The organism is Kribbella sp. CA-294648, from assembly GCF_050943845.1.
Lineage (GTDB): Bacteria > Actinomycetota > Actinomycetes > Propionibacteriales > Kribbellaceae > Kribbella.
The window spans coordinates 4,091,556-4,115,938 of the sequence record NZ_CP191981.1 but is presented as its reverse complement, the minus strand read 5'-3'; the positions used below and the strand labels follow the sequence as shown (position 1 = coordinate 4,115,938).

At 69.0% G+C, this 24,383-nt stretch carries 19 protein-coding genes; 5 read left to right on the top strand and 14 right to left on the bottom strand.

The window, feature by feature from the left end; all coding sequences use genetic code 11:
- Positions 1–50: 50 nt before the first annotated feature.
- Positions 51–1,958 (top strand): Na+/H+ antiporter, encoded by a 1,908-nt coding sequence (locus ACQPYM_RS19565; RefSeq protein ID WP_433022655.1) that lies wholly within the window; start codon positions 51–53, stop codon positions 1,956–1,958.
- Positions 1,958–2,374: an HIT family protein gene (locus ACQPYM_RS19560; protein ID WP_433022653.1), complete on the top strand. Its 417-nt coding sequence runs from the start codon at positions 1,958–1,960 to the stop codon at positions 2,372–2,374. The genes ACQPYM_RS19565 and ACQPYM_RS19560 overlap by 1 nt, the downstream gene beginning before the upstream one ends.
- 19 nt (positions 2,375–2,393) lie before the next feature.
- Here ACQPYM_RS19560 and ACQPYM_RS19555 read toward each other — a convergent pair whose 3' ends face one another.
- The 9 genes from ACQPYM_RS19555 to ACQPYM_RS19515 all read right to left on the bottom strand — a co-directional run bounded on the left by ACQPYM_RS19555 (position 2,394) and on the right by ACQPYM_RS19515 (position 18,145).
- A complete protein-coding gene (locus ACQPYM_RS19555; RefSeq protein WP_433022652.1) occupies positions 2,394–4,037 on the bottom strand; it encodes an alkaline phosphatase D family protein in 1,644 nt (547 codons plus the stop codon).
- 81 nt (positions 4,038–4,118) lie between these two features.
- Positions 4,119–4,676, bottom strand: a complete 558-nt coding sequence (locus ACQPYM_RS19550) for a HEAT repeat domain-containing protein (RefSeq protein WP_433022650.1) — start codon at positions 4,674–4,676, stop codon at positions 4,119–4,121.
- Between the two features lie 49 nt (positions 4,677–4,725).
- The gene (locus tag ACQPYM_RS19545) at positions 4,726–5,316 is read right to left on the bottom strand and encodes a hypothetical protein (protein WP_433022648.1); all 591 of its coding nucleotides are present in this window, start codon (positions 5,314–5,316) and stop codon (positions 4,726–4,728) included.
- Positions 5,317–5,411: 95 nt separating this feature from the next.
- A complete protein-coding gene (acnA, locus tag ACQPYM_RS19540) occupies positions 5,412–8,192 on the bottom strand; it encodes an aconitate hydratase AcnA (protein WP_433022646.1) in 2,781 nt (926 codons plus the stop codon).
- 151 nt (positions 8,193–8,343) lie between these two features.
- Entirely contained in the window at positions 8,344–9,540 is a 1,197-nt protein-coding gene (locus ACQPYM_RS19535) for a Fic family protein (protein WP_433022645.1), read from the bottom strand.
- Between the two features lie 94 nt (positions 9,541–9,634).
- Entirely contained in the window at positions 9,635–10,567 is a 933-nt protein-coding gene (locus tag ACQPYM_RS19530) for an LLM class F420-dependent oxidoreductase (protein ID WP_433022643.1), read from the bottom strand.
- A 10-nt stretch (positions 10,568–10,577) separates the two neighbouring features.
- A complete protein-coding gene (locus ACQPYM_RS19525; RefSeq protein WP_433022641.1) occupies positions 10,578–14,873 on the bottom strand; it encodes a hypothetical protein in 4,296 nt (1,431 codons plus the stop codon).
- A 66-nt stretch (positions 14,874–14,939) separates the two neighbouring features.
- A complete protein-coding gene (locus ACQPYM_RS19520; protein ID WP_433022639.1) occupies positions 14,940–16,121 on the bottom strand; it encodes a class I SAM-dependent RNA methyltransferase in 1,182 nt (393 codons plus the stop codon).
- Positions 16,118–18,145 carry an APC family permease gene (locus ACQPYM_RS19515; protein ID WP_433022637.1) on the bottom strand — a complete coding sequence of 676 codons (2,028 nt, stop codon included), beginning with the start codon at positions 18,143–18,145 and terminating at the stop codon, positions 16,118–16,120. The genes ACQPYM_RS19520 and ACQPYM_RS19515 overlap by 4 nt, the downstream gene beginning before the upstream one ends.
- Before the next feature lie 95 nt (positions 18,146–18,240).
- Here ACQPYM_RS19515 and ACQPYM_RS19510 point away from each other — a divergent pair, with 95 nt between their 5' ends.
- Entirely contained in the window at positions 18,241–18,903 is a 663-nt protein-coding gene (locus tag ACQPYM_RS19510) for a potassium channel family protein (RefSeq protein WP_433022635.1), read from the top strand.
- Positions 18,903–19,574 (top strand): potassium channel family protein, encoded by a 672-nt coding sequence (locus ACQPYM_RS19505; protein WP_433022633.1) that lies wholly within the window; start codon positions 18,903–18,905, stop codon positions 19,572–19,574. The genes ACQPYM_RS19510 and ACQPYM_RS19505 overlap by 1 nt, the downstream gene beginning before the upstream one ends.
- A 21-nt stretch (positions 19,575–19,595) precedes the next feature.
- On the opposite strand, the gene ACQPYM_RS19500 is transcribed toward ACQPYM_RS19505, so the two are convergent.
- Entirely contained in the window at positions 19,596–20,867 is a 1,272-nt protein-coding gene (locus tag ACQPYM_RS19500; protein WP_433022631.1) for a hypothetical protein, read from the bottom strand.
- 61 nt (positions 20,868–20,928) lie between these two features.
- Positions 20,929–21,837: a LysR family transcriptional regulator gene (locus tag ACQPYM_RS19495; RefSeq protein ID WP_433022629.1), complete on the bottom strand. Its 909-nt coding sequence runs from the start codon at positions 21,835–21,837 to the stop codon at positions 20,929–20,931.
- A 74-nt stretch (positions 21,838–21,911) separates the two neighbouring features.
- Here ACQPYM_RS19495 and dapA point away from each other — a divergent pair, with 74 nt between their 5' ends.
- Positions 21,912–22,808, top strand: a complete 897-nt coding sequence (gene dapA / locus ACQPYM_RS19490; RefSeq protein WP_433022627.1) for a 4-hydroxy-tetrahydrodipicolinate synthase — start codon at positions 21,912–21,914, stop codon at positions 22,806–22,808.
- A gap of 81 nt (positions 22,809–22,889) precedes the next feature.
- On the opposite strand, the gene ACQPYM_RS19485 is transcribed toward dapA, so the two are convergent.
- From ACQPYM_RS19485 to ACQPYM_RS19475, 3 genes are all read right to left on the bottom strand, one after another.
- Entirely contained in the window at positions 22,890–23,054 is a 165-nt protein-coding gene (locus ACQPYM_RS19485) for a hypothetical protein (RefSeq protein WP_433022625.1), read from the bottom strand.
- Positions 23,055–23,123: 69 nt separating this feature from the next.
- Complete coding sequence (locus ACQPYM_RS19480; RefSeq protein WP_433022623.1) at positions 23,124–23,972, bottom strand: DUF3159 domain-containing protein; 849 nt, start codon at positions 23,970–23,972, stop codon at positions 23,124–23,126.
- Positions 23,965–24,354: an OB-fold nucleic acid binding domain-containing protein gene (locus ACQPYM_RS19475; RefSeq protein ID WP_433022621.1), complete on the bottom strand. Its 390-nt coding sequence runs from the start codon at positions 24,352–24,354 to the stop codon at positions 23,965–23,967. The genes ACQPYM_RS19480 and ACQPYM_RS19475 overlap by 8 nt, the downstream gene beginning before the upstream one ends.
- Positions 24,355–24,383 lie beyond the last annotated feature (29 nt).

Sequence of the window (24,383 nt, the reverse complement as noted above, 5' to 3'; positions counted from 1 at the left end):
GTGGGCGAACCGGCCCGTGCCGGCTGGTTGTCCCCTGCGACACTGAGGCCGTGCATATCGCGATCGAGATCGTCGCCCTCGTCGCCGTGGTGGCAGCCGGGGCCGCGCTCGCCCGGCGGATCGGGGTTTCGGCGCCCCTGCTGCTCGTCGTCGTCGGCGTCGCGGCGTCGTACCTGCCGTTCGTCCCGCGGGTGGAGCTGTCCCACGAGGTCGTCCTGGTCGGCTTCCTGCCGCCACTGCTGTACTCCGCGGCGATCAAGACCAGCCTGGTGGACTTCTCCAAACACCGGCGATCGATCGGCCTGCTCTCCGTCGGCCTGGTGGCCTTCACCGCGGTCGGCGTCGGGCTGGTCGCCTACTGGCTGCTCGGAGCGCCCGCTGTCGCTGACGGCCAGGAGGCGCTCCCCCTGTGGGCCGCGTTCGCGATCGGCGCGGTCGTCGCGCCGCCCGACGCGGTCGCCGCCACCGCGATCGCCAAGAAGGTCGGCCTGCCGAGGCGCGTGGTGACGATCCTCGAGGGCGAGAGCCTGCTCAACGACGCGACCGCCCTGGTCTGCCTGCGGACCGCGATCGCCGCCGCCCTGATCGCGCCGACCTTCCTGCACGTCAGCCTCGACTTCCTCCGCGCGGCCGGCGGCGGCGTCGTGGTCGGTCTGATCGTCGCGATCGTGCTGGCAAAGGTCCGCAAGCGCTTCACCGACCCGGTGATGGACACCACGCTCAGCCTGACCGCCCCGTTCATCGCGTACGTCGCGGCCGAGAATCACTACGTGCACGCCTCCGGAGTACTCGCGGTCGTGGTGACCGGTCTGCTGCTCGGCCACAAGGCGCCGATCATCCAGTCGGCGGCCTCGCGGATCTCCGAGCGGACCAACTGGCGCACGATCCAGTTCCTGCTCGAGAACGCGGTGTTCCTGCTGATCGGCCTGCAGACCCGGTGGATCCTCGACGATCTCTCGGAGAGCCCGCTGTCGGCGTGGACCATCGCGACGGCCACGGTCGGCGTCTTCCTCGCCACCGTCCTGCTCCGGCCGATCTGGGTCTTCCCGGCCACCTACCTGTCCCGCAAGGTGCTCGGCCGGTCCCGTCCGGGCCCGATCAGCTGGAAGGCGATCGCCGTCGTCTCGTGGGCCGGCATGCGCGGTGTCGTCACGCTCGCGGCCGTGTTCATCCTTCCGGAGAACACCCCGCATCGCGAAGTACTGGTCTTCATCGCGCTGGTCGTGACCGCCGGGACTCTCCTGCTGCAGGGCTCGACTCTGCCTTGGCTGGTACGCCGGATGGGGCTGCCCGGCCCCGATCCGGCGGAGGACGCGTTGCAGGAGGCCGCAGTACTGCAAGCAGCTCATCGCGCGGCAGAAGTCACGCTCGACGAGCTCGTCACCCCCAACGACCCGCCGGAAGTCGTCAACCTGTTGCGGCAGCGCGGTGAAGCCCGCGCGCTCGCCGCCTGGGAGCGGCTCGGCCGGCCGGAGACGGATCTGGAGACGCCGAGCGAGGCCTATCGCCGGTTGCGGATGGCGATGCTGGAGACCGAGCGGGCGCACATCCTCAAGGTCCGCGACGACGGCCTGGTCGCCGACGAGGTGCTGCAGCGGGCCCAGATCGCGCTCGACATCGAGGAGTCGATCCTGGACCGGGCGGAGGCCGACGACGTCGGTGGGCAGTCGGAGAACCTCACCGCTCCCCCGTCGCAGACCGGCGACTGCGAGCACCTGGCCTCAACTCCTTGCGTCCTGACGCCCAGGACGCCTGAAGGCTGCGAGGAGTGTCTGGCCGAGGGCGGCACCTGGGTCCACCTGCGGCTGTGTCTGCACTGTGGTCACGTCGGCTGCTGCGATTCCTCGCCCGGTCGGCACGCCAGCAAGCACTTCGACGAGACGACTCACCCGGTGATGCGCAGCTTCGAGCCGGGCGAGACTTGGCGTTGGTGCTTCGTAGACGAGAAGCTGGGCTGATGGCGGACTGTCTCTTCTGCTCGATCATCGCCGGTTCGACCCCGGCCCACCTCGTCTACGACACCCCTGAGGTGCTCGGGTTCCTCGACATCAGGCCGGTGTTCAAAGGGCACACGCTGCTCGTACCGCGCGAACACATCGCGACCATGGTCGAGTTGCCCGACGAGCTGGCGCTGCCGCTGTTCGGCGCCGCCCGCTCAGTCGCGGCCGCGGTCCGTACTGCGTTCGACGCGCAGGGCTCCTTCGTTGCCGTCAACAACGTCGTCTCGCAGTCGGTGCCGCATCTGCACGTCCACGTGGTCCCGCGGACCAAGGGCGACGGGCTACGTGGTTTCTTCTGGCCGCGCACCAAGTACGCCGACGACGCCGAAGCAGCGCAGTACGCGGAGAAACTCCAGAGCGCACTCGCCGAGTGAGCTCTGGAGTCTCTGATCCTTACGGCCGCTCGGTTTCCCAGGCGACGGTGTCGGTGCCGGCGGCCAGGGTGCGCAGCGCGGCTGCTGCGGCGGGCGGGGTGTCGGCGGTCTGGTGCAGGCCGGGCTTGCGGTCCTCGATCGTGAACTGGGCGCGGGTGAAGACCTCGGCGTCCTTGGTCTTGACCGCGCGCACGCAGCGGAAGTCGGCGACCATGGCCTCGCGGGTGATCGTGGTGTTCACGTAGCCGCGCAGGTTGTTCTGGAAGCGCAGGTGCGGGTTCCAGCGCAGCCACGGATGCGAACCGGATGCCGAGTCGGCGCCGTTTCCGCCGCTGGTGATCGACGAACAGACCAGCTCGGAGCCGACCGTCCGCGAGGTCGGGTCGTCGTAGTTCAGCTTCAGGTCCGAAGCCCAGTGCGCGTGCACGTCACCGGTCAGGACGACGGGGTTGCGCACCCGCGCGTCGAGCCAGCCGCGGGTGATCCGCTCGCGTGAGGCGACGTACCCGTCCCAGGCATCCATCGAGGTGCGCTTCAGCGGGCCCTCGGTGTTGTCGCGCTGGGCGAAGAACACCTGCTGGCCGAGCACGTCCCAGCGCGCTTCCGAGCGGCGGAAGCCGTCGATCAGCCACTTCTCCTGCCGGTCGCCGGTGATCGAGCGCTTCGGATCCGCAGCCTCCGGGCAGTCCTTGTAACCGTCGCCGCAGCCCTGGTCGTCGCGGTACTGCCGGGTGTCGAGCATGTGGAAGGTTGCCAGCTCACCCCACTTCACCCGCCGGTAGAGCTGCATGTCGATGCCCCGCGGCTTCGAACTCGCCCGCAGCGGCATGTTCTCGTAGTACGCCTGGAAGGCGGCGGCCCGTCGCTCGAGGAAGCCGTCCTCCGGCTTCTCCGGAATCTCGTCGGCCCAGTTGTTGTCGACCTCGTGGTCGTCCCAGACGACCAGCCACGGCGCGACGGCGTGCGCGGCCTGCAGGTCCAGGTCGGTCTTGTACTGCGCGTGCCGCTGCCGGTACGACGCCAGGTCCGTCGTCTCCGGTCCGTCGTGGTCGCGCACGTTCCCACCCGGCGCGACGTAGGTGTTTTTCGTGTACTCGTACTGGTAGTCGCCCAGGTGCAGCACCAACTCGGGCCGGTCCTCGGCCAGCCGCCGGTACGCCGTGAACCAGCCGTGCTCGAACTGCGAACACGACACGAAGGACATCCGCAGTTCGCGCGGAGTCGTCCCACGAGCCGGCGCGGTGAGCGCACGGCCGGCGCGCGACACCCAGTTGCCGACGCGGAAGCGGTACCAGTACTCGCGTCCCGGCCGCAGCCCTTCTAGGGTCACGTGGATCGAGTGCGCGTGCTCCGGTCGCGCCGCGGCCACACCGGCCCGGACGACGTGGTGGAAGCGCTCATCGGTCGCCACCTGCCACTGGACGGCGTACGAGCGGGCCGGCATGCCGCCGAGACCACTCTCGGCCAGCGGGTCGATCGCGAGCCGGGTCCAGAGCACGAACCCGTCAGGCCACGGGTCGCCGCTCGCGACGCCGAGCGTGAACGGGTTCCGCGGGATCGGGGTAGCGGCTGCGGTGCTCGGCGTGGCCAGGCCGGACAGTCCGGCAACGGCCGCAGTGGAAGCCAGACCGGCTTTCAGGACGGTTCTACGGGAGGTCTGCATGGCACGACGCTTCCCGCCCAGGGCGGCCAACGATTGACATCCAGGTGACGACTGAGTGACACCAATTGACGAAGTCAGTGGTCAGTCCATGGTGCGGTCCAATCTGCGAGTCAGACGCTCGATGGCACGCTCGACCGCCGCACGGACGGTGACATCCGGATCGTCCAGCAGGTCCCGCAATGCCTCCGCGTGCTCGAACTCCCCGGCAGCACCGATCGCCCGTACTGCGGCGGCGCGCACCCGGGGCAGCTCGTGCTCCAGCATCGGCAGCAGCACATCGATGAGCTGCCCCAGCTCTCGTTGGGCCGCGATCCGGGCAACGTGTTCGCGCACCCGCCACGCTGGATCGTCCGCGACGAGCAGCAACGCGTCGACCACATCGTCACGCCAGATATAGAGGAAAGCGCGCGCTGCCCACACTCGGATCCAGTAGTAGTTCACCGGGTCGACCGGCCGCGACCACCCACCCGGATTCGCGAACCCCGTGATCGCCACCAGCTTCGGCAGGTCGGCACCGAACGCGTCCTCACCCGAGATCTCGCCGGTGAGGAACGCGACGCACCAGTCGATCACCACGTCCTCGCCGTACTGCGCGCAGGCCGCGGCGATCACCTCTCGCGGGTGCTCGCGCTCCTTCATGCCGGACAGTCAACCCGATGCCACCGACAGTTTCCGGTCCCTGCGAGTTTCAGCCGCGGGCGAGGACCTCGATCATGAACGCCTTGATCGTGCCGACGCTGGACTTGCTGCCCGCGCCAGAAAGCTGCACCCCGGTCAGCCGGTCGGCATGCACCACGGCGGCGTACCAGATCGGTACTCCGCTGACCGAGGCGCCGATCGCGAAGCCTTCGTCGCCGACACCTTCGAGCTGCTTGCGTCCGCGCGCCTTCTTCGACTTGGCCTCGGCGACCATCTCGCGCGAGAACGCGGCGTACTGGCCGGCGTCGGCGCGAGTGATGCTGACGATCCCGCCGCCCTCGACCGGCTTGACGGTGGTCCAGGTGCAGACGGAGTACGGGCCGCGTTTGCCGGCCACGACCTTGCGCACCGGAAGGCCGAGCCGCGCGCTGATCTCCGCCGTACTGAACATCTCGCACAGCGGCTTGGCGGCAGCCTGCGTCGGCTCCTCGATCTCCGGCAGGCTCGGAGCGGGCTCAGGGGCGGCAGTCTTCGGCCGCGTGACCGGCCCGGCTGTGGTGGGCCCGTAGGTGGTCGGTTCCTCCCCAGCACACCCCGCGACCAGCAAGGCGCCCGCAACGAGCAGTACTGCGAACCGCACGATTCCCCCCGGAAACAAGACCCGGTACGGCGTACTCGGGTGGCTGCCCAGAGTACGCCGTACCGGTGTCTGCTCAGTTGCCGATCAGTGGCCGATCAGCTGGTGATGAGGGAACGCAGTACGTACTGCAGGATGCCGCCGTTGCGGTAGTAGTCCGCCTCGCCGGGGGTGTCGATCCGGACCACGGCGTCGAACTCCTTGACCGAGCCGTCGGTGCCGGTGACCTTGACGTGCACCGTGCGCGGGATCGTGCCGTCGTTCAGCGCGGTCACCCCGGTGATGTCGAAGGTCTCCTCGCCGGTCAGGCCGAGGGACTCCGCATTCTCACCCTCGGGGTACTGCAACGGCAGGACGCCCATGCCGATCAGGTTCGACCGGTGGATGCGCTCGAAGGACTCGGTGATGACCGCCTTCGCGCCGAGCAGCGCCGTACCCTTCGCGGCCCAGTCGCGCGACGAGCCCGAGCCGTACTCCTTGCCGGCCAGGATGACCAGCGGGATGCCGGCCGCGACGTACGCCTCGGAGGCCTCGTAGATCGAGGTGACCGGCGCGTCGTCCTTGGTGAAGTCGCGGGTGAAGCCGCCCTCGGTGCCCGGCGCGATCTGGTTGCGCAGCCGGATGTTGGCGAACGTGCCCCGGATCATCACCTCGTGGTTGCCGCGCCGCGAACCGTAGGAGTTGAAGTCCTTGCGGTCGACCCCGTGCTCGGCCAGGTACTTGCCGGCCGGGCTGTCGGCCTTGATCGAGCCGGCCGGGGAGATGTGGTCGGTGGTGACCGAGTCGCCGAGCTTGGCGAGCACCCGCGCACCGGCGATGTCGGTGACCGGCGACGGCTCCTTGGCCATCCCGTCGAAGTACGGGGGCTTGCGCACGTAGGTCGACTGCGGATCCCAGTCGAACGTCTTGCCCTCGGGCGTCGGCAGCGACTGCCAGCGCTCGTCACCGGTGAAGACGTCGGCGTAGTCCTTGGTGAACATCTCCTTGTTGATCGAGGAGGCGATCACCTTCTCGACCTCTTCGGCGCTCGGCCAGATGTCGCGCAGGAACACGTCGTTGCCGTCCGTGTCCTGGCCCAGGGCATCGGTCTCGAAGTCGAAGTCCATCGTGCCGGCCAGCGCGTAGGCGATCACCAGCGGCGGCGACGCCAGGTAGTTCATCTTCACGTCCGGGTTGATCCGGCCCTCGAAGTTGCGGTTGCCGGACAGCACCGAGACGACCGCGAGGTCGGCTTCCTGGACCCCGGCCGAGACCTCCTCGGGCAGCGGGCCCGAGTTGCCGATGCAGGTGGTGCAGCCGTACCCGACCAGGTGGAAGCCGAGCTTCTCGAGGTACGGCGTGACGCCGGCCTTGTCGTAGTAGTCGGTGACGACCTTCGAGCCCGGCGCGAGCGACGTCTTGACCCACGGCTTGCTGCTCAGGCCCTTGTCGACCGCGTTCTTCGCGAGCAGCGCGGCGGCGAGCATCACCGACGGGTTCGAGGTGTTGGTGCAGGAGGTGATGCTGGCGATCACGACGTGGCCGTGGTCGAGCTCGACCTCCTGGCCGTTCAGGCTGATCTTGGTCTTCTTCGTCGGCCGGCCGCCGGTGCTCGAGCCGTGCGGGACGTGCGGCTCGTCGTCGGTGTTGCCGTGGCCGTTCGGCGCGTCACTGGCCGGGAAGCTGCCCAGCTCGGACGGGTCCACTTCCAGCTCTTCGGTCGCGTAGTCGACCAGCGCGCCGCGGAAGCCTTCCTTGGCCTCGCTCAGCGCGACCCGGTCCTGCGGCCGCTTCGGGCCGGCGATCGACGGCACGACGGTGGACAGATCGAGCTCGAGGTACTCCGAGAAGCGCGGCTCGACGGCGGCGTTGTGCCACAGGCCCTGCTCCTTGGCGTAGGCCTCGACGAGCGCGACCTCGTCGTCGCCGCGGCCGGTCAGGCGCAGGTACTCCAGCGTCACGTCGTCGATCGGGAAGATCGCGCAGGTGGAGCCGAACTCGGGGCTCATGTTGCCGATGGTGGCCCGGTTGGCCAGCGGCACGGCCGCGACGCCGTCGCCGTAGAACTCGACGAACTTGCCGACCACACCGTGCTTGCGCAGCATCTGGGTGATCGTCAGCACGACGTCGGTCGCGGTCGCGCCGGCCGGTACCGCGCCGGTCAGCTTGAAGCCGACGACCTTCGGGATCAGCATGCTCACCGGCTGGCCGAGCATCGCGGCCTCGGCCTCGATACCGCCGACGCCCCAGCCCAGCACGCCGAGGCCGTTGACCATCGTGGTGTGCGAGTCGGTGCCGACGCAGGTGTCGGGGTACGCCTGGCCGTTGCGGACCATCACGGTCCGGGCCAGGTGCTCGATGTTGACCTGGTGCACGATGCCGGTGCCCGGCGGGACGACCTTGAACTCGTCGAACGCGGACTGGCCCCAGCGCAGGAACTGGTACCGCTCCTTGTTGCGCCCGTACTCCAGCTCGACGTTGCGCTCGAAGGCGTCCTGGCGACCGAACACGTCGATGATCACCGAGTGGTCGATGACGAGCTCGGCCGGCGCGAGCGGGTTGATCTTGGTCGGGTCGCCACCGAGCTCGGCGACGGCCTCCCGCATGGTGGCCAGGTCGACCACACACGGCACCCCGGTGAAGTCCTGCATGATCACCCGCGCCGGGGTGAACTGGATCTCGGTGTCGGGCGCCGCGTTGGCGTCCCAGTTGCCGAGCTTGGTGATGTGCTCGGCGGTGATGTTCGCGCCGTCCTCGGTGCGCAGCAGGTTCTCGAGGAGCACTTTGAGCGAGTACGGCAGCGTCTCAGCGCCCTCGATACCCGCCAACCTGAAGATCTCGTACGACGTTCCGTTGACCTCGAGTGCACCCTTGGCACCGAAGCTGTCGACGCTGGCCATCAACCTGCTCCTCTATCCGGTCCTGTTCCGCTGACACCATCCTGCCGAGTCCACCCGCCACCCAACAGCTCAGGCTGCCCTAACCTCCGGGCCCACAAACTCTCTCGACATCAAGATACACGATATCAAGCCACCCCCACGAGCCCGAATTTCAAGTCACTGCGGCGGCCGCGATCCGCGCACCCAGTGCTTCAAGCTCGTCCAGTACGTCGATCGCGCCCCAGACCTGGTTGCGAACGCGTCTGGTGAGCGGGCGGATCACGCCGGCCCGGTGCAGCCGCTCGATGGCGGAGTACACGCTGCTCAACGGTCCGCCGATCGCTTCCACGGCATCGTCGGCGGAGAAGACCGGCGTGGCGGCGAGACCGGCCAGCAGTCGCGCCGCGGCACTCCCCCGGCGTGCCGCGACCGCCATCTGCCACAAGTCCGGCATGTCAGCGATTCTCCGAGCGGTCACCTGCGACTCCCGCGCGGCGACGGTCGCTGCGGTCGAGAAGGCCAGGATGAGCGGCTCGATCCGTCCGGCGCGGTACTCGGTCAGCAGGCCGAAGTACTCGGCTCGCCGTGCGACGAGCGCTGACGCGAGGGGCACCACCACCTGCCGGGTCGCGCCGCGACGACGCAGTACGGCGTTGATCAGCGCCCGCCCGATCCGGCCGTTGCCGTCGGTGAACGGGTGGATCGACTCGAACTGGGCATGCACGATGGCCGCCTGCGCGATGATCGGCACATCGGTGCGGTTGGCAAACGCAACCAGGTCTTCCAGGTGGCCGTCTACCGTGTCTGCCGCCGGGGGCACGTACAGGGCGATCCGGGGCGAGTAGTCGCTGCCGCCGATCCAGTTCTGGACATCACGGAAGCGCCCGGCGTAGGCGCGCTCGTACTCGTCGTCGGCCATCAGCGCCCGATGCGCGGTCAGCAGGTGGTCGACGCGGAAATCGGCACCCGCCTCGACCGAACTGATCATCGCCACGAGCGCTTCCGTCGCCGCGACCATCGACGTAGCGGACGAGTTCGACTTGATCCCGTGCAGCGCCCGGGCGAAGTCGTCGACGGACGCCTCGATCCGCTCGATCTTCGACGAAGCGACCGACTCGGTCCGCAACAGCAGCGTTTCCAGAGCTTTCAGGTCGGCGCCGTGCGAATGGTCGAGCGCGACGACCTCCCGGACACACGCCTCCATTGCCACGCCCACGGCAGGCGTCACCTGAACATCCAGGTCCGCAATCAGCGGTGGCCGCATGGTGACGACCTCTCGCAGCATCCGGTCCTCGATCGTCCCGCCGCGCTGCGACTGGCGCCATGGCCGCACCTCCGGCACATGCGGAGGCCAGGTCTCCCTCGTCATCGGACCGTCCTAAGTCGGAATAGCGCCGGAGTTATTCCGACTTAGGGAGTCTAACTCGGAATAACTAGTTCTTTATTCCGACTTACCGGCGCCGTCAGGAGATCCCGGGGAGGACTGTGGAGGCGATCAGGTCCAGGTGGTCGAGGTCGGTGAGGTCGAGGATTTGGAGGTACTGGCGGGTGGAGCCGGCTTCGGCGTACTGGTTGAGGCGGTCTACGACCTGGGTGGGGGTGCCGATGATGGCTGTGGTCTGGAGGTCTTCGGGGTTGCGATTGATGGCGGCTGCGCGGGCTTTGACCTGGGCGTCGTCCTTGCCGACGACGACGGTGTGGGCGGTGGAGAGTGCCAGCGTCTGCGGGTCGCGGCCGATGGCGCGGCAGGCCTCTTGGACGCGGTCGAACAGGACTTTGGTGTCCTCGGCCGTCTTGAAGCCGGCGTTGAACTCAGCGGCGTACTGCGCGGCGAGGGCGGGCGTGCGCTTCTTGCCGGCGCCGCCGACGATGATCGGCGGATGCGGGTCCTGGAGCGGCTTCGGCAGGGCCGGGGAGTCCGTGAGTCGGTAGTGCTTGCCGTCGAAGTTGTACTGCTCCCCCGCCGGCGTCGTCCACAACCCGGTGATCAGCTCCAGCTGCTCGGTCAGCCGGTCGAAGCGGCCGGGCGTGTCCGGGAAGTCGATCCCGTACGCCGCGTGCTCCGCCTCGTACCAGCCTGCGCCGAGCCCGAGCTCCACTCGGCCGCCGCTCATCTGGTCGACCTGCGCCACCGAGATCGCGAGCACGCCGGGATTGCGGAACGTCGCCGAGCTGACCAGCGTGCCCAGCTTGATCCGGCTCGTCTCGCGGGCCAGGCCGGCCAGCGTGATCCACGAGTCGGTCGGGCCGGGCAGGCCGTCGCCGTCGCCCATCGCGAGAAAATGGTCCGACCGGAAGAACGCGTCGAAACCGCACTCCTCCGTCTTGCGGGCCACCGCGAGCTGGTCGTCGTACGAGGCACCTTGCTGGGGTTCGATGAAGATCCTGAGCAACATGCGGATAACGCTATCTCGCGGTTGTGTACAACTTCTCCAGGTACGACGGCTGCCAGTCCGGACCGCGATCGTTCAGCCGCCTGACGAGCCCGTGGACGTCGAGCCGCGACTCGACCGGGTTGTCCCACCAGTCGGGCACGCTGTCGTACCACCGGTCGATCCGCAACGTCCGCCCGGCCGCGTCGACCCGCGCGAACAACCACCCACCCTGCTCACCCTGCGACTCCGCGATCCAGAGGTCACCGAGAAGTTCGGTCAGCAGCTCGTCCCCGTGCTGCGGGTCGTCCACCGCGGGCGGCTCGAGGTCGAACCGGTAACTCGGCGCGGCCGGATCGAGCACCTGCACCTGAATCGTGAACCCGGACGGCACGATCTTCGTCCGGGCGCGACACCAGTCCCGCAAAGCCCGGAACGCGGCAGTCTCCTTCGGCCGAGGCCGAGGCCGCTCAACCTCAGCCCGCATGGCCTCCTCGATAGACCCCGGCACCGGCTCAACCCGAGGCCCGTCCCCACCCACAACCCCCAGCCCCGGAATGGCAACCGAACCCCCCGAATCCGGCACCACCAACCTCTCCGGCACCCCGGTCCGCGCACCCCCCGAACCCTCACCCTCAACCTCAACTTCACTCGTCACCACCGCGTCCGCGGCAGCTCGCGGATCGGCGCCCGCTCCTGCAGTCGCGCGAGCATCCGCAGACCCGCCGGCGTGGGCAGTCGCGCCAACTTCGGCACCGCCCGCAGCCGACCCCGGACCCGCGCCAGCATCCACAGAATCGTCGGCGTCGGCGTAGGTAGTCGCGCCGGCGTCGGCAGACGTGCCGGCTTCGGCACTGCTGCTCGCATTTGCCAGCTCATGATCCGAGAGCTGACCGTTCGGCAGCCGGCCGTTGTGCGCGGCAGTGTCCTGGGAGTCGTATTGGAGCGGGCCTCCCTGGATCTCGCCGCTCTCGAGATCGCGCGGGTCGGTCGGCGGCTGCGGGTCGGCGTACTGATCTGGCTCGGAGTCTTGGGTTGCTTCAGAGTCCTGAATTGGGGCGATTTGGGCGGTTACTTCAGTGGCGGGGAGGTCGCCGAGTTGGTCCGCGGTCCAGTCGGCGTCGCCGATGATCTGGTCGTGGAACTCGTCCTCGCCCATCCGGTAGTCGGGTTCACTGAACGGTTCGAGGCTGCTGAACCCGTTCGGCGGCAGATCCCGAGCCTGCGGCGCAAACGGCGAGCTCCCCGAGGCGTAGTACTCGTCCTCCGGATCCTCCTCGACAATCGCCGCAATCTCAGCCGTCGGAGCCTCATCCTCAACCTGAGCCCGGCCGTCCTCCAGCTCACCACGCGCGAGCGAGCCATCCTGCAGCGCGTCGTCCCGTACTACGACCTGCTCCGAGCCGTCATCAGTTGCCTCGTCAGACGCCTCATCGGCGAGCCCTCCAGACTCACTGAGCCCGAGCACACTCTGCTCGGCAGAAGCCTCCTCGTCAGACACCTCTTGATCGGAAGCCACCAGCTGGGCACGCGCCTCTCCGGGGGCGTCGAACGCAGCACGATCGAGGTCCAGGAAGCGCTCCTCAGTCGGAGGCTCATCGGCGTGAAGCTGTTCGCTGGGACGTCCGTCGGTAGGAGCCGCTTCGGTGGGAGGCGCTTCGATGGGAGGCGCTTCGGTGGGGCGCCGCTGGGCGCGGAGATCCTCGGCGCGAACCTCTTCGGTCAGAGGCTCCTGGTCGCGGTTGTCCTCGGTACGGAGCTCCTCGGCCGGCGCGCGGTGGTGAAGATCTTCGGCACGGAGGTCTTCGGTCGGAGGGTCCTGGGCGCGGATGTCCTCGGTGTGGACTTCGGTTAGGGGGTCTTGGTCGCTTGGTTCCTCAGTGCGGAGGTGGTCGGCGGTTGGTTGCTCGGTGGGAGCGGGTTCGGTGGGTTGGGTTGGGCCTGCGGCGTTTTGGGCTGCTAGGTAGGCCGCTACGTCTTCCACCCATACGCCGTTGATCCAGGCGCCGCCGATCCATTCCCGTTGTGCCGGGGCTGGGGCTGGGGCTGGTTCTGGCTCAGGTTCCGGCTCGGCGTCTGCGGCCTCGTCGTACTCCGTGATGGGCTCGAGCGGACCGGTGGGGGCATCGAACAGCTCCGGGGCCGCGTCGGGCTCACCGGGCGCCGGCTCGTACGACGCTGAGGTCGGGGCGAACGGGCTGGAGGGTGCCTCGTGTGAGTCCGCGGTCGCCTCGGGCTCGTGGCGCTCCGGCGCGAGCGCGGACGGCTCGGGGGCGGGCGCGAACGGAGAGGAGGTTGCGGCCGGCTCGTGAGTGGGGTCGTGCGGGGTGGGAGCTTGTCCGTACCGCTCGTGGGTGCTCTCGTCCAGGTCCGGTCGTCGCTGAAGCGGCCCGAGGTCACCCTGCCGCGTCTGCGGGGTGCCGGTTTGGGTGGGTGGGTCGAGGGGTGGGGCGAATGGCGAGGAGATCGGTGGCGACGACTCGTGGCGTGCCTCGGGGTGGCTTTGGTCGCGGGTTGCGTGGAGCGCGGCGGGTGATTCGGAGGGGGCCGCGGTCTGGGCCTGCGGGGTGTTGTCGGGGATGGGGGTGATTACGCCGGTGTCGTCGTCGGGGGTTACCGGGGCGGGTGGGGCGACCGCGGCGGGGGCGTCTGGGACTGCTGTTAGTTCGCTGGTGGCGTCGTCGGCTGACCATGCCGGTGGGGTGGCGGGGGTGTTGCGGACTACGTCCGGTACGTAGGTTGCTGCCGCTGGGGCGTCTGCGAAGAGGCTCGCGTAGAAGTCCTCGCCGTCGTTCACCGGGCCGCCGACGCGGGGCGGCTCGGAGGACGGGAGCGGGCGGTCCATCGGTGGGGTCTGCGCTTCGTGCCGAGCGGGCGCGGAGTACGGCGTACCAGCGGTCGGGTCGCCATCGCTGTACCGCTCGTCGCCTTCCGCCCGTCCCCCGGCGTATGGCGAACCGGATCCCGGCGCGTGCGGCGCGTCAGAGGATCCGTACGGGGCGTCGCTAGGCCCCGCGGGATACGGCGCGCCGGCGGGAGCCGGGCCCGCGGAGTACGGCGTGCCTGCGGGCGGGGGCGCAGCGTTGGGTGCGGGGGCGGGTGCGGGTTCTTGGTCTTCGTGTTTGCGGCGGCGGAAGAGGCGGGGTTTTTTGGCGACTACGCCGTAGCCGTCGGCTCGGGGGTCGGCGGTTTCGGGCTGGTACGGCGGGTCGTCTTCCGGCTGGGGTTCGTAGGGCGGCTCGGGTGGGTGGGGCGGGGGCTCGGGGGCGAAGGGTGAGGCCGGGCGGAACGGCGGCTCGGGGGTGAACGGAGGCTCGGGGGTGAACGGGGGCTCGGGCTTGAACGGCTCGCTCCCGCCGATCACCAGGTTGGCGTCGTCGCCGATCGGCTGGCCGGTGAACGGGCTGATTCCCGGCGGTACGACGACAGACTCCTCGTCCTCGTCCTCGTCGATCGGCTCGAACCCGGCGCCGTCAGTCGGCGCGTCCTCGTCCGCGGAGCCGTTTGGCTGGGCGCCCGCGCCCTCGCCCCCGTAGGCAACCGACCCAGCCCCAGCACCAGCAGCCGACCCGGCTGCATCAACCGAGCGGGCGCCGGCCGCAGGAGCGCCAGCCGCCGGGGCACCGACCTCGTAGTCACCAGCCGGATAGGCGCCGATTGGCGCCGCGGCGGGGGCGGTGGGGTGGGTGGTGGTGTTGTCGAAGGCGGCTGCTGCTGTTTGGGCTGCCTGGATGTCTGGGTGTTGGGGTGAGTGCGGTCCGATGCCCAGTCGGTCGAACAGAGCGAGTAGGGACTCCAGGGTGATGCCGGTGGTGGCTGCTGTGCGGATCAACTCGACGCCGACCGGGAGGAGGTCGTCCAGACCGCCGAGGTAGTCGGCCCACTCCGCCGCCCACTCGATCATTTCGCGGGCGGCCTCCTCGTCGGAGGTGAGCCATTCGCCGATCGGGAGGAAGCCGTCGTCCAGTGGCTGCCAGGGGTCACCCGGGTACGACGCGCGCGCCCACGTCCCGTTGAAGCTCCCGTACACGAACCCCAGGTCGCCCGCCGCGATCCGCCGCTTGACCTCCGGCTGGCCGATCCAGTCGGGTGCCCCGGCCAGCAGGTCGGCCTCAGCAGTTTGCGTGTGCTGCGTGTGGAACCCGAACAGCACCGCCCGCCCACCGTCGAGGCGGACCATCCGCAGGTCGCTGCCGGTCTCGTCCTGGTGGTACCAGCCGTGATCGTCGGCGTACCAGCGCCGGTCGAAGCCGGTGGCATGGGCGACGGCGGCGAGCGCGCTCCAGCGGGCGCGCAACTCCTCCGGGTCGTCCAGGTCGACGAGCGGCATGGGGTCTCCTGCTCAGGTACCAGTCCAGCGATTCCAAGCCAGCACGCTACCCGAGACCACCGACAGCTACACGGGACGCTCAGCGGGTCGGGGTTCGAGCACAGCCACGCACTCTATGTGATGCGTCATCCCGAACAAATCGAACGCCCGCAGCGAGGCCACGCCGTACCCGAGACCCCCGAACGTCTTCAGGTCCCGCGCCAGCGCCGCCGGGTCGCACGCCACGTACGCGATCTTGCGTGGCGTGAGCGCGGCGATCCGCCGTACGACGTCCTTGCCCGCACCGTCGCGCGGCGGGTCGAGGACGACCAGGTCGACCGACTCCAGCCCTTGCCGCGCCGCGTTGTTGAGCACCTTGGCGACATCACCCGCCTCCAGCGTCACCGCCGGCAGGTCGTGCAGGTTCCGCCGGGCGTTCTTCACCGCGGCCTTGCTGCCCTCCACAGCCAGTACTGCGCACCCCGCCTCCGCCAGGAAGGCCGCGAACAGCCCCACTCCGGAGTACAGGTCCATGGCCGTCTCACCCTCGCGCGGCTCGAGCCCGGACAGTACTGCGTCCACCAGCATCTCGGGAGCGGCCGGGTGAGCCTGCCAGAACCCATCGGCCTCTACCCGGAACCGCCTGTTGCGCACGACCTCCACAACCCGCCCACCGGAGTTGTCGTCGGTCAGTACGGCCGTCTTGCCCTCTGACGACACCACTGCCTTCACCGACGAGGCGTCCGGCCACTGCTCGTGCAGTACTTCGGGAGTGCCCGGGTGCGCGATCAGGCACCTGTCGATCTGGATCAGGTCGTGGGAGCGGTGCCCGTACATGCCGGGCCGGCCGTCGACCACGGCGTACCGCATCCGGGTCCGCCAGCCAAGGCCGTCGTCGCCGGGCGACTCCATCACGATGTTGCGCTCGATCCCGCCGATCCGGCGCAGCGTGTCCGACACCACGGTCGCCTTCAGCCGGCGCTGCTCGACGATGTTGGCGTGCTGGAAGTCGCAGCCGCCGCACCGGCCCGGCCCGGCGTACGGGCAGGGCGGTTCGATCCGCTGCGGGGAAGGGGTCAGTACCTGTACTGCGTCCGCCCGCAGGTACTTGGCGTTCTGCTCCGTCACGCGGGCGTGCACCAGTTCCCCGGGTAGCGCGTGCCGCACGAAGACCACCTGGCCCTCGTAGCGCGCGACACAGTGCCCGCCGTGGGCTACCGGCCCCACTTCCAGCTCCAGTAGCGTCCCGACGATCTGCTCTGCCGTCACCTGTCTCCTGAACTCTTGCGCGCGCCGCGCCGTACTTGGCCGGCTACGCGGTCAACACGATCCTGCCGCTCCTCAGCCGCCTGGGACGAGATCAGCTGGTACGGAACGGACGTAACCATCACACCAGGTGTGAACAAGAGCCGGCCCTTGAGCCGTAGTGCGCTCTGGTTGTGCAGGATGTGCTCCCACCAGTGCCCGACGACATACTCGGGGATGTACACCATGACTACATCCCGAGGCGACTGCCGCCGGATGTCTCGAACGTACTGCACGATGGGGCGAGTGATCTCCCGGTACGGCGACGCGAGCCGCTTGAGCGGTACCGGGATGTCCCGGGCCTCCCACTCGGCCTGCAGCGCCTCCGACTCGGACCGGTCGACGTCGACGGTGACCGCCTCGAGCATGTACGGCCGGGCCGCCTTGGCGAAGGCCAGTGCCCGCAGGGTCGGCTTGTGCAGCTTGGAGACCAGCACGATCGAGTGCACCCGGGCCGGCAGCGTCAGCTGGTCGCTGGCATCCACTGCCATCTCCCGGCCGACCGTGTCGTAGTGCTTGCGGATGCCCTTCATCATCGCGAACAGCACGGCCATCGCGATGATCGCGATGTAGGCGCCGTGGGTGAACTTGGTGACCAGCACGATGACCAGCACGGTGGCGGTCAGCGACAGGCCGATCGCGTTGATGATCCGGGACCGCATCATCTTGCCCCGCTTGGCGCTGTCGGTCTCGGTCTTCAGGTGCCGGGTCCAGTGCCGGATCATGCCGAACTGGCTGAGCGTGAACGAGACGAAGACGCCGACGATGTAGAGCTGGATCAGCTTGGTGACCTCGGCGTCGAAGGCGATGATCAGGCCGATCGCGGCCAGCGCCAGCAAGACGATGCCGTTGCTGTAGGCGAGCCGGTCGCCCCTTGTGTGCAGCTGCTTGGGCAGGAAGCCGTCCCTGGCCAGGATCGACCCGAGCACCGGGAAGCCGTTGAACGCCGTGTTGGCCGCCAGCACCAGGATCAGCATGGTCGCGGCGATCACCAGGTAGAAGCCAGGCGGGAAGCTGGAGAAGACCGAATCGGCGATCTGGGCGATCACCGTCTGCTGGTTGTACGAGTCGCCGACCGGCCTGCCGTCCCGGTAGAGCTGGGTCGCGGGATCCTCGGCGTACCGGAGATGGATCTTGGAAGCCAGGTACAGGATGCTCATCAGCATCGTGATCGCGATCGCGCCGAGCAGCAGCAACGTGGTCGCGGCGTTCTTGCTCTTCGGCTTGCGGAACGCCGGTACGCCGTTGCTGATCGCCTCGACCCCGGTGAGGGCCGCACAGCCCGACGAGAAGGCGCGCGCCAGCAGGAACGCCGCCGCGAGGCCGGTGAAGACCTCGTGACCGGGCTCGGGATGGATGTCGAAACCGGCACTCTCGGCCTGCGGAAGGCTGGAGTTGGCCAGCCGGATCAGACCCCAGACCGACATCCCGATGATGGCCGCCATGAAGATGTACGTCGGGATCGCGAACAGCGCACCGGACTCACGGACCCCCCGCAGGTTCAGCGCGGTCAGGATCAGCACCAGACCGACCGCCACCGATGCTTCGTGCCCGGCCAGGAAGGGTAGCGCGGAGCGCGCGTTCTGGACGCCGGACGAGATCGACACGGCGACCGTCAACACGTAGTCGACCATCAGCGCACTGGCCACCGTCAGTCCGGCGGTCGGGCCGATGTTGACCGTGGCCACCTCGTAGTCGCCGCCGCCGGACGGATAGGCGTGCACGTTCTGCCGGTACGAGGCCACCACGACCAGCATCACGAAGGCGACCAGCAGGCCGATCTTCCAGGAGAACGAGTACGCCGCCAGACCGGCCAGCGACAGGGTCAGGAAGATCTCGTCCGGGGCGTACGCGACCGACGACAGAGCGTCGCTGGCGAACACGGGGAGCGCGATCTTCTTCGGAAGCAGCGTCTCGCCCAGCTGCGTACTGCGCAGCTTGCGTCCGATCAGGATGCGTTTGCCGATGTCGCCTAGTGCGGGGGTCACACCGGTGATGTTAGAGGGAGCCCCGGTCCGGTGTAGCGTCTATCCCTGCCGAGACCGATGCCAGCGGCCCCACCGGGGCAAGGAGTGATCACGGAGTGCACGTCGTCATCATGGGATGCGGCCGCGTCGGGTCGACACTGGCCCGGACGCTGGAGAAGCGCGGCCACACGGTCGCCATCATCGACCAGTCCGCCGACGCCTTCCGCCGGCTGAGCCCGAACTTCGCCGGCCGCACCGTCACCGGGATGGGGTTCGACCGCGAGGTCCTGACCGACGCCGGGATCGAGGACGCCGAGGCGTTCGCGGCGGTCTCCAACGGCGACAACTCCAACATCCTGGCCGCGCGTGTCGCCCGGGAGAACTTCGGCGTCGAGAACGTCGTCGCCCGGATCTACGACCCGGGCCGCGCCGAGGTCTACCAGCGGCTCGGCATCCCCACCGTCGGCACGGTGAAGTGGACCGTCGACCAGATGATCCGGCGGTTGCTGCCGAGCGGTTCGGAGCCCGAGTGGCGCGACCCGTCCGGTACGGTCCGGCTGGCCGAGGTGCACGTGAACTCCGGCTGGGTGGGCCGGCTCGCGCTGGACATCGAGAAGGCCACCGGCGCGAAGGTCGCGTTCCTGACCCGGCTCGGCGAGGGCCTGATCCCCAAGCCGGACACGGTGATCCAGGAAGGCGATCTGGTCCACGTCGTCATGCTCGAGCGCGACGCCGTGGCGATCGAGTCCCAACTCGGTACCAAGCCTGAGGAGCTGTGATGCGGGTAGCCATCGCCGGCGCTGGCAACGTCGGACGATCGATTGCTGCGGAGCTGCTGGAGAACGGCCACGAGGTCCTGCTGATCGACAAGGACCCCCGGGCGATCAAGGCCGAGTCGGTACCCCGGGCCGAGTGGCTGCTCGCCGACGCCTGCGAGCTGTCCTCCCTGGAGGAGGCCGCCCTGCAGCGCTGCCAGGTGGCGATCGCCAGCACCGGTGACGACAAGACCAACCTGGTCGTGTCGCTGCTGGCGAAGACCGAGTTCGGCGTTCCGCGGACCGTTGCCCGGGTCAACCATCCGCGCAACGAGTGGATGTTCAACGAGGCCTGGGGTGTCGACGTCGCGGTGTCCACGCCGCGGATCATGTCGGCACTGGTCGAAGAGGCGGTCTCGGTCGGCGACCTGGTCCGGCTGTTCACCTTCCGCCAGGGCGACGCGAACCTGGTCGAACTGACCCTGCCCGAGGACTCCCCGATGATCGGCCTGCGGGTCGGCGACATCGACTGGCCGATCGACACGGCCCTCGTCACCATCATCCGCGAGGGCCGCGTCCTGCGCCCCGACCCGGAAGGCACCCTCGAGCTCAACGACGAACTCCTCTTCGTCGCCGCCGACGAAACCGAGGAGCAGCTCGAGGACATGCTCTCCCCGCACCACCGCAACAAGTAGTCGTCCGCCACCGCCCGGGAACTACTGGGCGGTGGGGACTGTGCTCGTTTCGATGGGTGGGTAGGGCGACTCCGCGAGGCCGAGGTTTCGCCAGACGAAGCGGGGAATGCGGGCGAGGAAGCCGCGGAGGAACAGGGAGCTGTGGGCGACCGTCGGCTGGCTGTGAACGCCGGGTGAGAACCAGGCCCAGTCGCCGGCGAGCTCGAAGGACGCCGGTGAGCTGGCCATCAGGTACTCCATCTGCCGTGGGTGAATCACGTCGTAGGCGTACTTCGTGTCCTGGGCGTGCACCCCGAACTGCTCGTTGAAAGCGCCGCTCTCGAAGCTGATGCCATGGCCCAGCCCGCGCCGGCCGACTCGCAGCGGCGGCATCTGGGTAGGCAGCTGGAACCCGAGGATCGCCTCGCTGTGGTTCTCGGTGACGGTCCTGGTGTGGGACCGGCCCTCGCTGTCGGTGGTGGTCTCGGTGCGAGTGGTCTTCCAGTGGTGGGTGAAGGCGACGAACGGCGGCCCGTCACCATCACGTCCCCGGATCACCTCGCTGGTGCTGTGATCATGACCCGACCGCGTCACCGGTGTGACTTGCAGCAGGCTGTCGTCACGGCCGATCCAGTACCAGTCCGGGTGATGGTAGAAGGTCAGCCGCGGCGGCTGCTCCGGCTCGATCCAGTGGTCCAGCGGAGCCGCGTCGACCGCAGCGGCGACGGTGTCGAGTTGATCCAGCCACGGGCCGAGCAGGTCGACCTCCTTGCGGGGCGGGTCGAGCACAACCAGCTGGTCGCCGTCGATGCTGAGGTTCACACCGGGCTGGCCCGCCGCCATCGCGGTCAGCCGCTCGCACAGTTGCGGCGTCACGGCCTCCGCGGCGAAGGCCGGGTTCATCGCTCCGAGCTGCCAGCCAGGACCGAGCTGCGCCGGCGTGGGTACGCCGACGACGGCAACGCCGTACCGGGGCTGGGTTTGGCCGCCGGTGATCCACAGCTCGGGGAGGCGGCGGGACAGGGTGACCATCCCGACCCAGCCGGACCAGTGCTCCGAGCGGTACTCGATGACCTGGAACGGCCTGCCGGAGGTGGTGAAGCCGGTGATCTGGTCGTCCGGCTTGCGGTGGAAGCCGATGCCGAAGGGCGGGTTGTGGAGTCTGGCCACCGCGTCGAAGGTAGGGCTGTTCACGAACGCCCAGCCACGATCCCGCAGCGACTGGATGTACCGCTGTCGCCGGAGGAGCAGCACGACCGCGACGGCGACTCCAACGCCTACCAGCAACAGGATGATCAGACCGGTGACGCCCACAACCACTTCCTTGCCTCGCACCCGGACCCCCGACCGGCCCGATTGTTCCCCATCACGAGGGCTAACCGAGCGAGTCAGCCGCGAAGGTGAGCTCCGAGAGCACCGCCTGGATGGCCGGACTGGCATCGGCACTGCGCCGCCAGGCCGCGTGCACCTCGCGCCTGGGCTGCCGCCGCAACGGCCGGGACGCCAACTCCTCCCCCAGCGGCGGACGGGCCAGGCGAGGGATCAGAGCGATCACATCGCCGGAGGCGACCAAGGACAGCTGCGTGGCGAAGTCGTCGACCAGATGCCGTACGTCGGGCTCCTCAGCCCCATCGGCGAACAGCCGCCGGAACCACTGGTGACAAACCGTGCCAGGCGGGCTGGTCACCCACGCGTGGCGAGTCAGCTCGGCAGCGGTCAGCGGTGTGTCGAGCTGCGCCAGTGGATGCGTCCGACTCATGACGACGTCACCGTGGTCGGTGTGCAGGTGGCGCTGGGTCAGCGATCCCGGCAGCGAGACGGGGAGCCCGTCGGCATCGTGGAGCAGAGCGAGGTCCGCAGTACCGGCGTCGACGCTGCGCAGGGCCTCGTCGGGATCCTGCTCGGTGATCTGAACCCGCAGGTCCGGACAGCGGGTCGACAGCGGCAGCAGGGTCGGCGCGAGGAGCCCACGGATGGCGGTGGAGAACGCGACGATTCGCAGTACGCCGCGGGGCGCACCATCCGCGACGGACGCGGCGGCCTCGGCGCAACGCTCCAAGGCCTGGAAGACGTCAGGCGCCGAATCGACGATCGCCTGCCCGGCCGGTGTCAGCACGACCCCACGCCCGGACGGAGCAAGCACCGGTACGCCGACCTGGCGCTCGAGCCGCTTGAGTTGCTGCGACACCGCCGATGCCGTGAAGCCCAGCTCGTCAGCAGCCCGCGCGAGCGTCCCGAGAGCCGCCACCGACCGCAATGCCCGTAGTGCACCCACTTCGATCATGAAGCACAGCTAAGCACTATCGCCAAAAAACCATCGCTGGACCGCAGCTGTCAGGCCACGGCAGGCTCATCCCCATGACGTCTGCAGCGCACCTCTTCGGCACCAACCTCGTCGCCATGGTCACTCCGATGGAACCCGACGGCTCGATCAGCCAGTCCGGGGTCGGCAGTCTGGTCGACCACCTCCTGAGCACCGGCTGCGACGGCATCGTCGTCGCCGGGACGACCGGCGAGTCCCCCACCCTGACCGAAGCCGAGACCAACAACCTCATCCGCACGGTCGCGGCCCGGGCCGGCGACCGGGCACGGGTCATCGCCGGTATCGGCACCAACGACACCGCCTCCAGCGTCCGCCGCGCACGCGAAGCCGAGGCCGCCGGAGCCGACGCGCTCCTGCTCGTCTGCCCGTACTACAACAAGCCGACCCAAGCCGGCGTGACCGCCCACTGCCTCGCGATCGCCGACGCCACCGAGCTCCCCGTCATGCTGTACGACGTCCCGCCGCGGGCCGGCATCGCGATCGAACGGGCAACCCTGATCGAGCTGGCCGGCCACCCCAGGATCCGCGCGGTCAAGGACGCCAAAGGCGACCTGTTCGAGGCGATGACCGTGATGGCCGGTACGTCGCTCGCGTACTACTGCGGCATCGACGAGCTCAACCTTCCGTACCTCGCCGCGGGCGCCGTCGGTGTGGTCAGCGTCGTGGGCAATGTCGCCGCCAAGCACAACGCCGACCTGATCGGGGCCATCCAAGACAGTGACCTCGAGTCGGCGCGGGCGATCCAGTACTCGCTGCTCGGCCTGGCCGACGCGATCATGGGCACCGCCCAGGGCGCGGCGATGGCCAAGACGGCACTGGCCGAGCTCGGCATCATCCCGCACCCGACCGTCCGCCTCCCCCTCCTCGAGCCCGCCCCCGCCAACCGCGACCACCTGACGCAAGCGCTAAAGGCCATCGCCCTACCCGCCTAGCCGACCGCCACTCGGACTTTGTGCACCAGCTGAGCGTTCTGGCGGGCCAGATCTGCTCAGGCCGTGCACAAAGTGCCGGTTTCAGGTGGTGCGGGGGTGGGGGGTGGCTGGGTCGGGTGGGGAGGGCGGCGCGTGGTGGCCGAACCAGGCGTCGAGTACGGCGTCGTCGCCCAGCTCGCCGAACGGCGCGGGCTCGCGCTCGACGATCCGCAGGAACGCCAGCAACCGCCGCGCTGTCTCCCCCATCCACATCACCCCTCCCAGATTGTTGTATCGGGCAACGAGCCCGCAACGTTTCACCGGGAGGGGAATCCGCTACTTCTTCACGCCCCGCAGCAGACCGGTCACATGATCGCGGGTCTCGTCCCACTTGTCGGGCGGGAGGGAACCACGAAGGACGGAGTACGCGAGCCAGAGCGCCAGCGCGTAGAGCGGGAGGCCGAGGCCGATCTTCGCGATGCCGAGGGCGTTCAGCTGCTCGGTGAGGTACAGCGGGATCTGGATCACCAGCCGGAGCGCGAAGAGACCGGCGAAGACCATGGTGGCCCGGTTGAAGCCGCGGTACATGTCCGGATCGCGACGCCAGGCGCCGCCGGTCTGGGTGATCAGGCCGTAGAGGGCCCCGAACAGTGGCCAGCGGACGGCGATCGAAAACCCGTAGATCAGCAGGTAGACGCCGCTGAGGATCATGCCGGGCAGGTAGACGTTCTCGGCCTTGCCGCTGCGGTGCGCGACCCAGGCGGAGAAGGCGACCCCGATGAAGCCGCCGAGCACGTTGCGCAGCGGCTGCTTGCGGACCAGGCGGAGCAGCGCGACCGCACCACCGCAGGCGACCGCGACGATCAGCGCGAGGCGGAGGTCGTGGTCGGAGGCCGCGTAGACGACCATGAACGCGATCCACGGCAGACCGATGTCGAGCAGCGCACCCCAGCCGCCGAGGGCGTGGAAGAAGTCCTTGTCACTGCTCGCCGCCGGCTTGGCGGGAGTCTCCGGGGATTCCTCCGTGGAGGCAGCAGACGACTCTTGCATCGAATCACTGGCCGGTTCGTCGGTGGCGGGCGGCACGGTACCGACCGCTTCCATCTCCGGTTTCAGAATCTCGACGAGCTTCTCGTTCAGGTCCTCGTCGAGCTGGTCGCGTTGGGTGCCGCGCGGGTCAGCCATGCGCGGCCATCGGACGGAGCTCGTAACGCGGGTTGAACATCACCCGGTCCCCGTCCACGACACCGATCCGCCCGGACGCGATCAGCTCCGAGCCAGGATGGATGCCGGCGATCTTGCGCCGGCCCAGCCAGACCAGCTTCACCGTGCCGGTGCCGTCGTACAGCTCACCCTCCAGCGCCGGTACGCCGCCGCGCGGGCTGAAGGTGATCGTGCGCAGCGTGCCGTACAGCGTCACCAGCTCCCGGTCCTGACAGCCGGTGATGGACCGCGCGCCACAGTCGTGCGCGTAGTCCTGCAGTACTTCGGCGTCCCGCTGGTCCCGGTCGCCGGCCAGGCCCCTGAAGGCGCGCTTCCACAGCCCCCCGGGTTTCTCGCTACCCATGAGGCCAGTGTAATCCGCTCGGGCGGGAA

Coding starts and splice junctions, on each gene's coding strand:
- ACQPYM_RS19495 (WP_433022629.1), bottom strand. CDS start 21,837: ATGATCGAAGTGGGTGCACTACGGGCATTGCGGTCGGTGGCGGCTCTC.
- ACQPYM_RS19555 (WP_433022652.1), bottom strand. CDS start 4,037: ATGCAGACCTCCCGTAGAACCGTCCTGAAAGCCGGTCTGGCTTCCACT.
- ACQPYM_RS19480 (WP_433022623.1), bottom strand. CDS start 23,972: ATGGCTGACCCGCGCGGCACCCAACGCGACCAGCTCGACGAGGACCTG.
- ACQPYM_RS19505 (WP_433022633.1), top strand. CDS start 18,903: ATGCGGGTAGCCATCGCCGGCGCTGGCAACGTCGGACGATCGATTGCT.
- ACQPYM_RS19530 (WP_433022643.1), bottom strand. CDS start 10,567: ATGTTGCTCAGGATCTTCATCGAACCCCAGCAAGGTGCCTCGTACGAC.
- ACQPYM_RS19560 (WP_433022653.1), top strand. CDS start 1,958: ATGGCGGACTGTCTCTTCTGCTCGATCATCGCCGGTTCGACCCCGGCC.
- ACQPYM_RS19535 (WP_433022645.1), bottom strand. CDS start 9,540: ATGACGAGGGAGACCTGGCCTCCGCATGTGCCGGAGGTGCGGCCATGG.
- dapA (WP_433022627.1), top strand. CDS start 21,912: ATGACGTCTGCAGCGCACCTCTTCGGCACCAACCTCGTCGCCATGGTC.
- ACQPYM_RS19525 (WP_433022641.1), bottom strand. CDS start 14,873: ATGCCGCTCGTCGACCTGGACGACCCGGAGGAGTTGCGCGCCCGCTGG.
- acnA (WP_433022646.1), bottom strand. CDS start 8,192: ATGGCCAGCGTCGACAGCTTCGGTGCCAAGGGTGCACTCGAGGTCAAC.
- ACQPYM_RS19485 (WP_433022625.1), bottom strand. CDS start 23,054: ATGGGGGAGACAGCGCGGCGGTTGCTGGCGTTCCTGCGGATCGTCGAG.
- ACQPYM_RS19550 (WP_433022650.1), bottom strand. CDS start 4,676: ATGAAGGAGCGCGAGCACCCGCGAGAGGTGATCGCCGCGGCCTGCGCG.
- ACQPYM_RS19475 (WP_433022621.1), bottom strand. CDS start 24,354: ATGGGTAGCGAGAAACCCGGGGGGCTGTGGAAGCGCGCCTTCAGGGGC.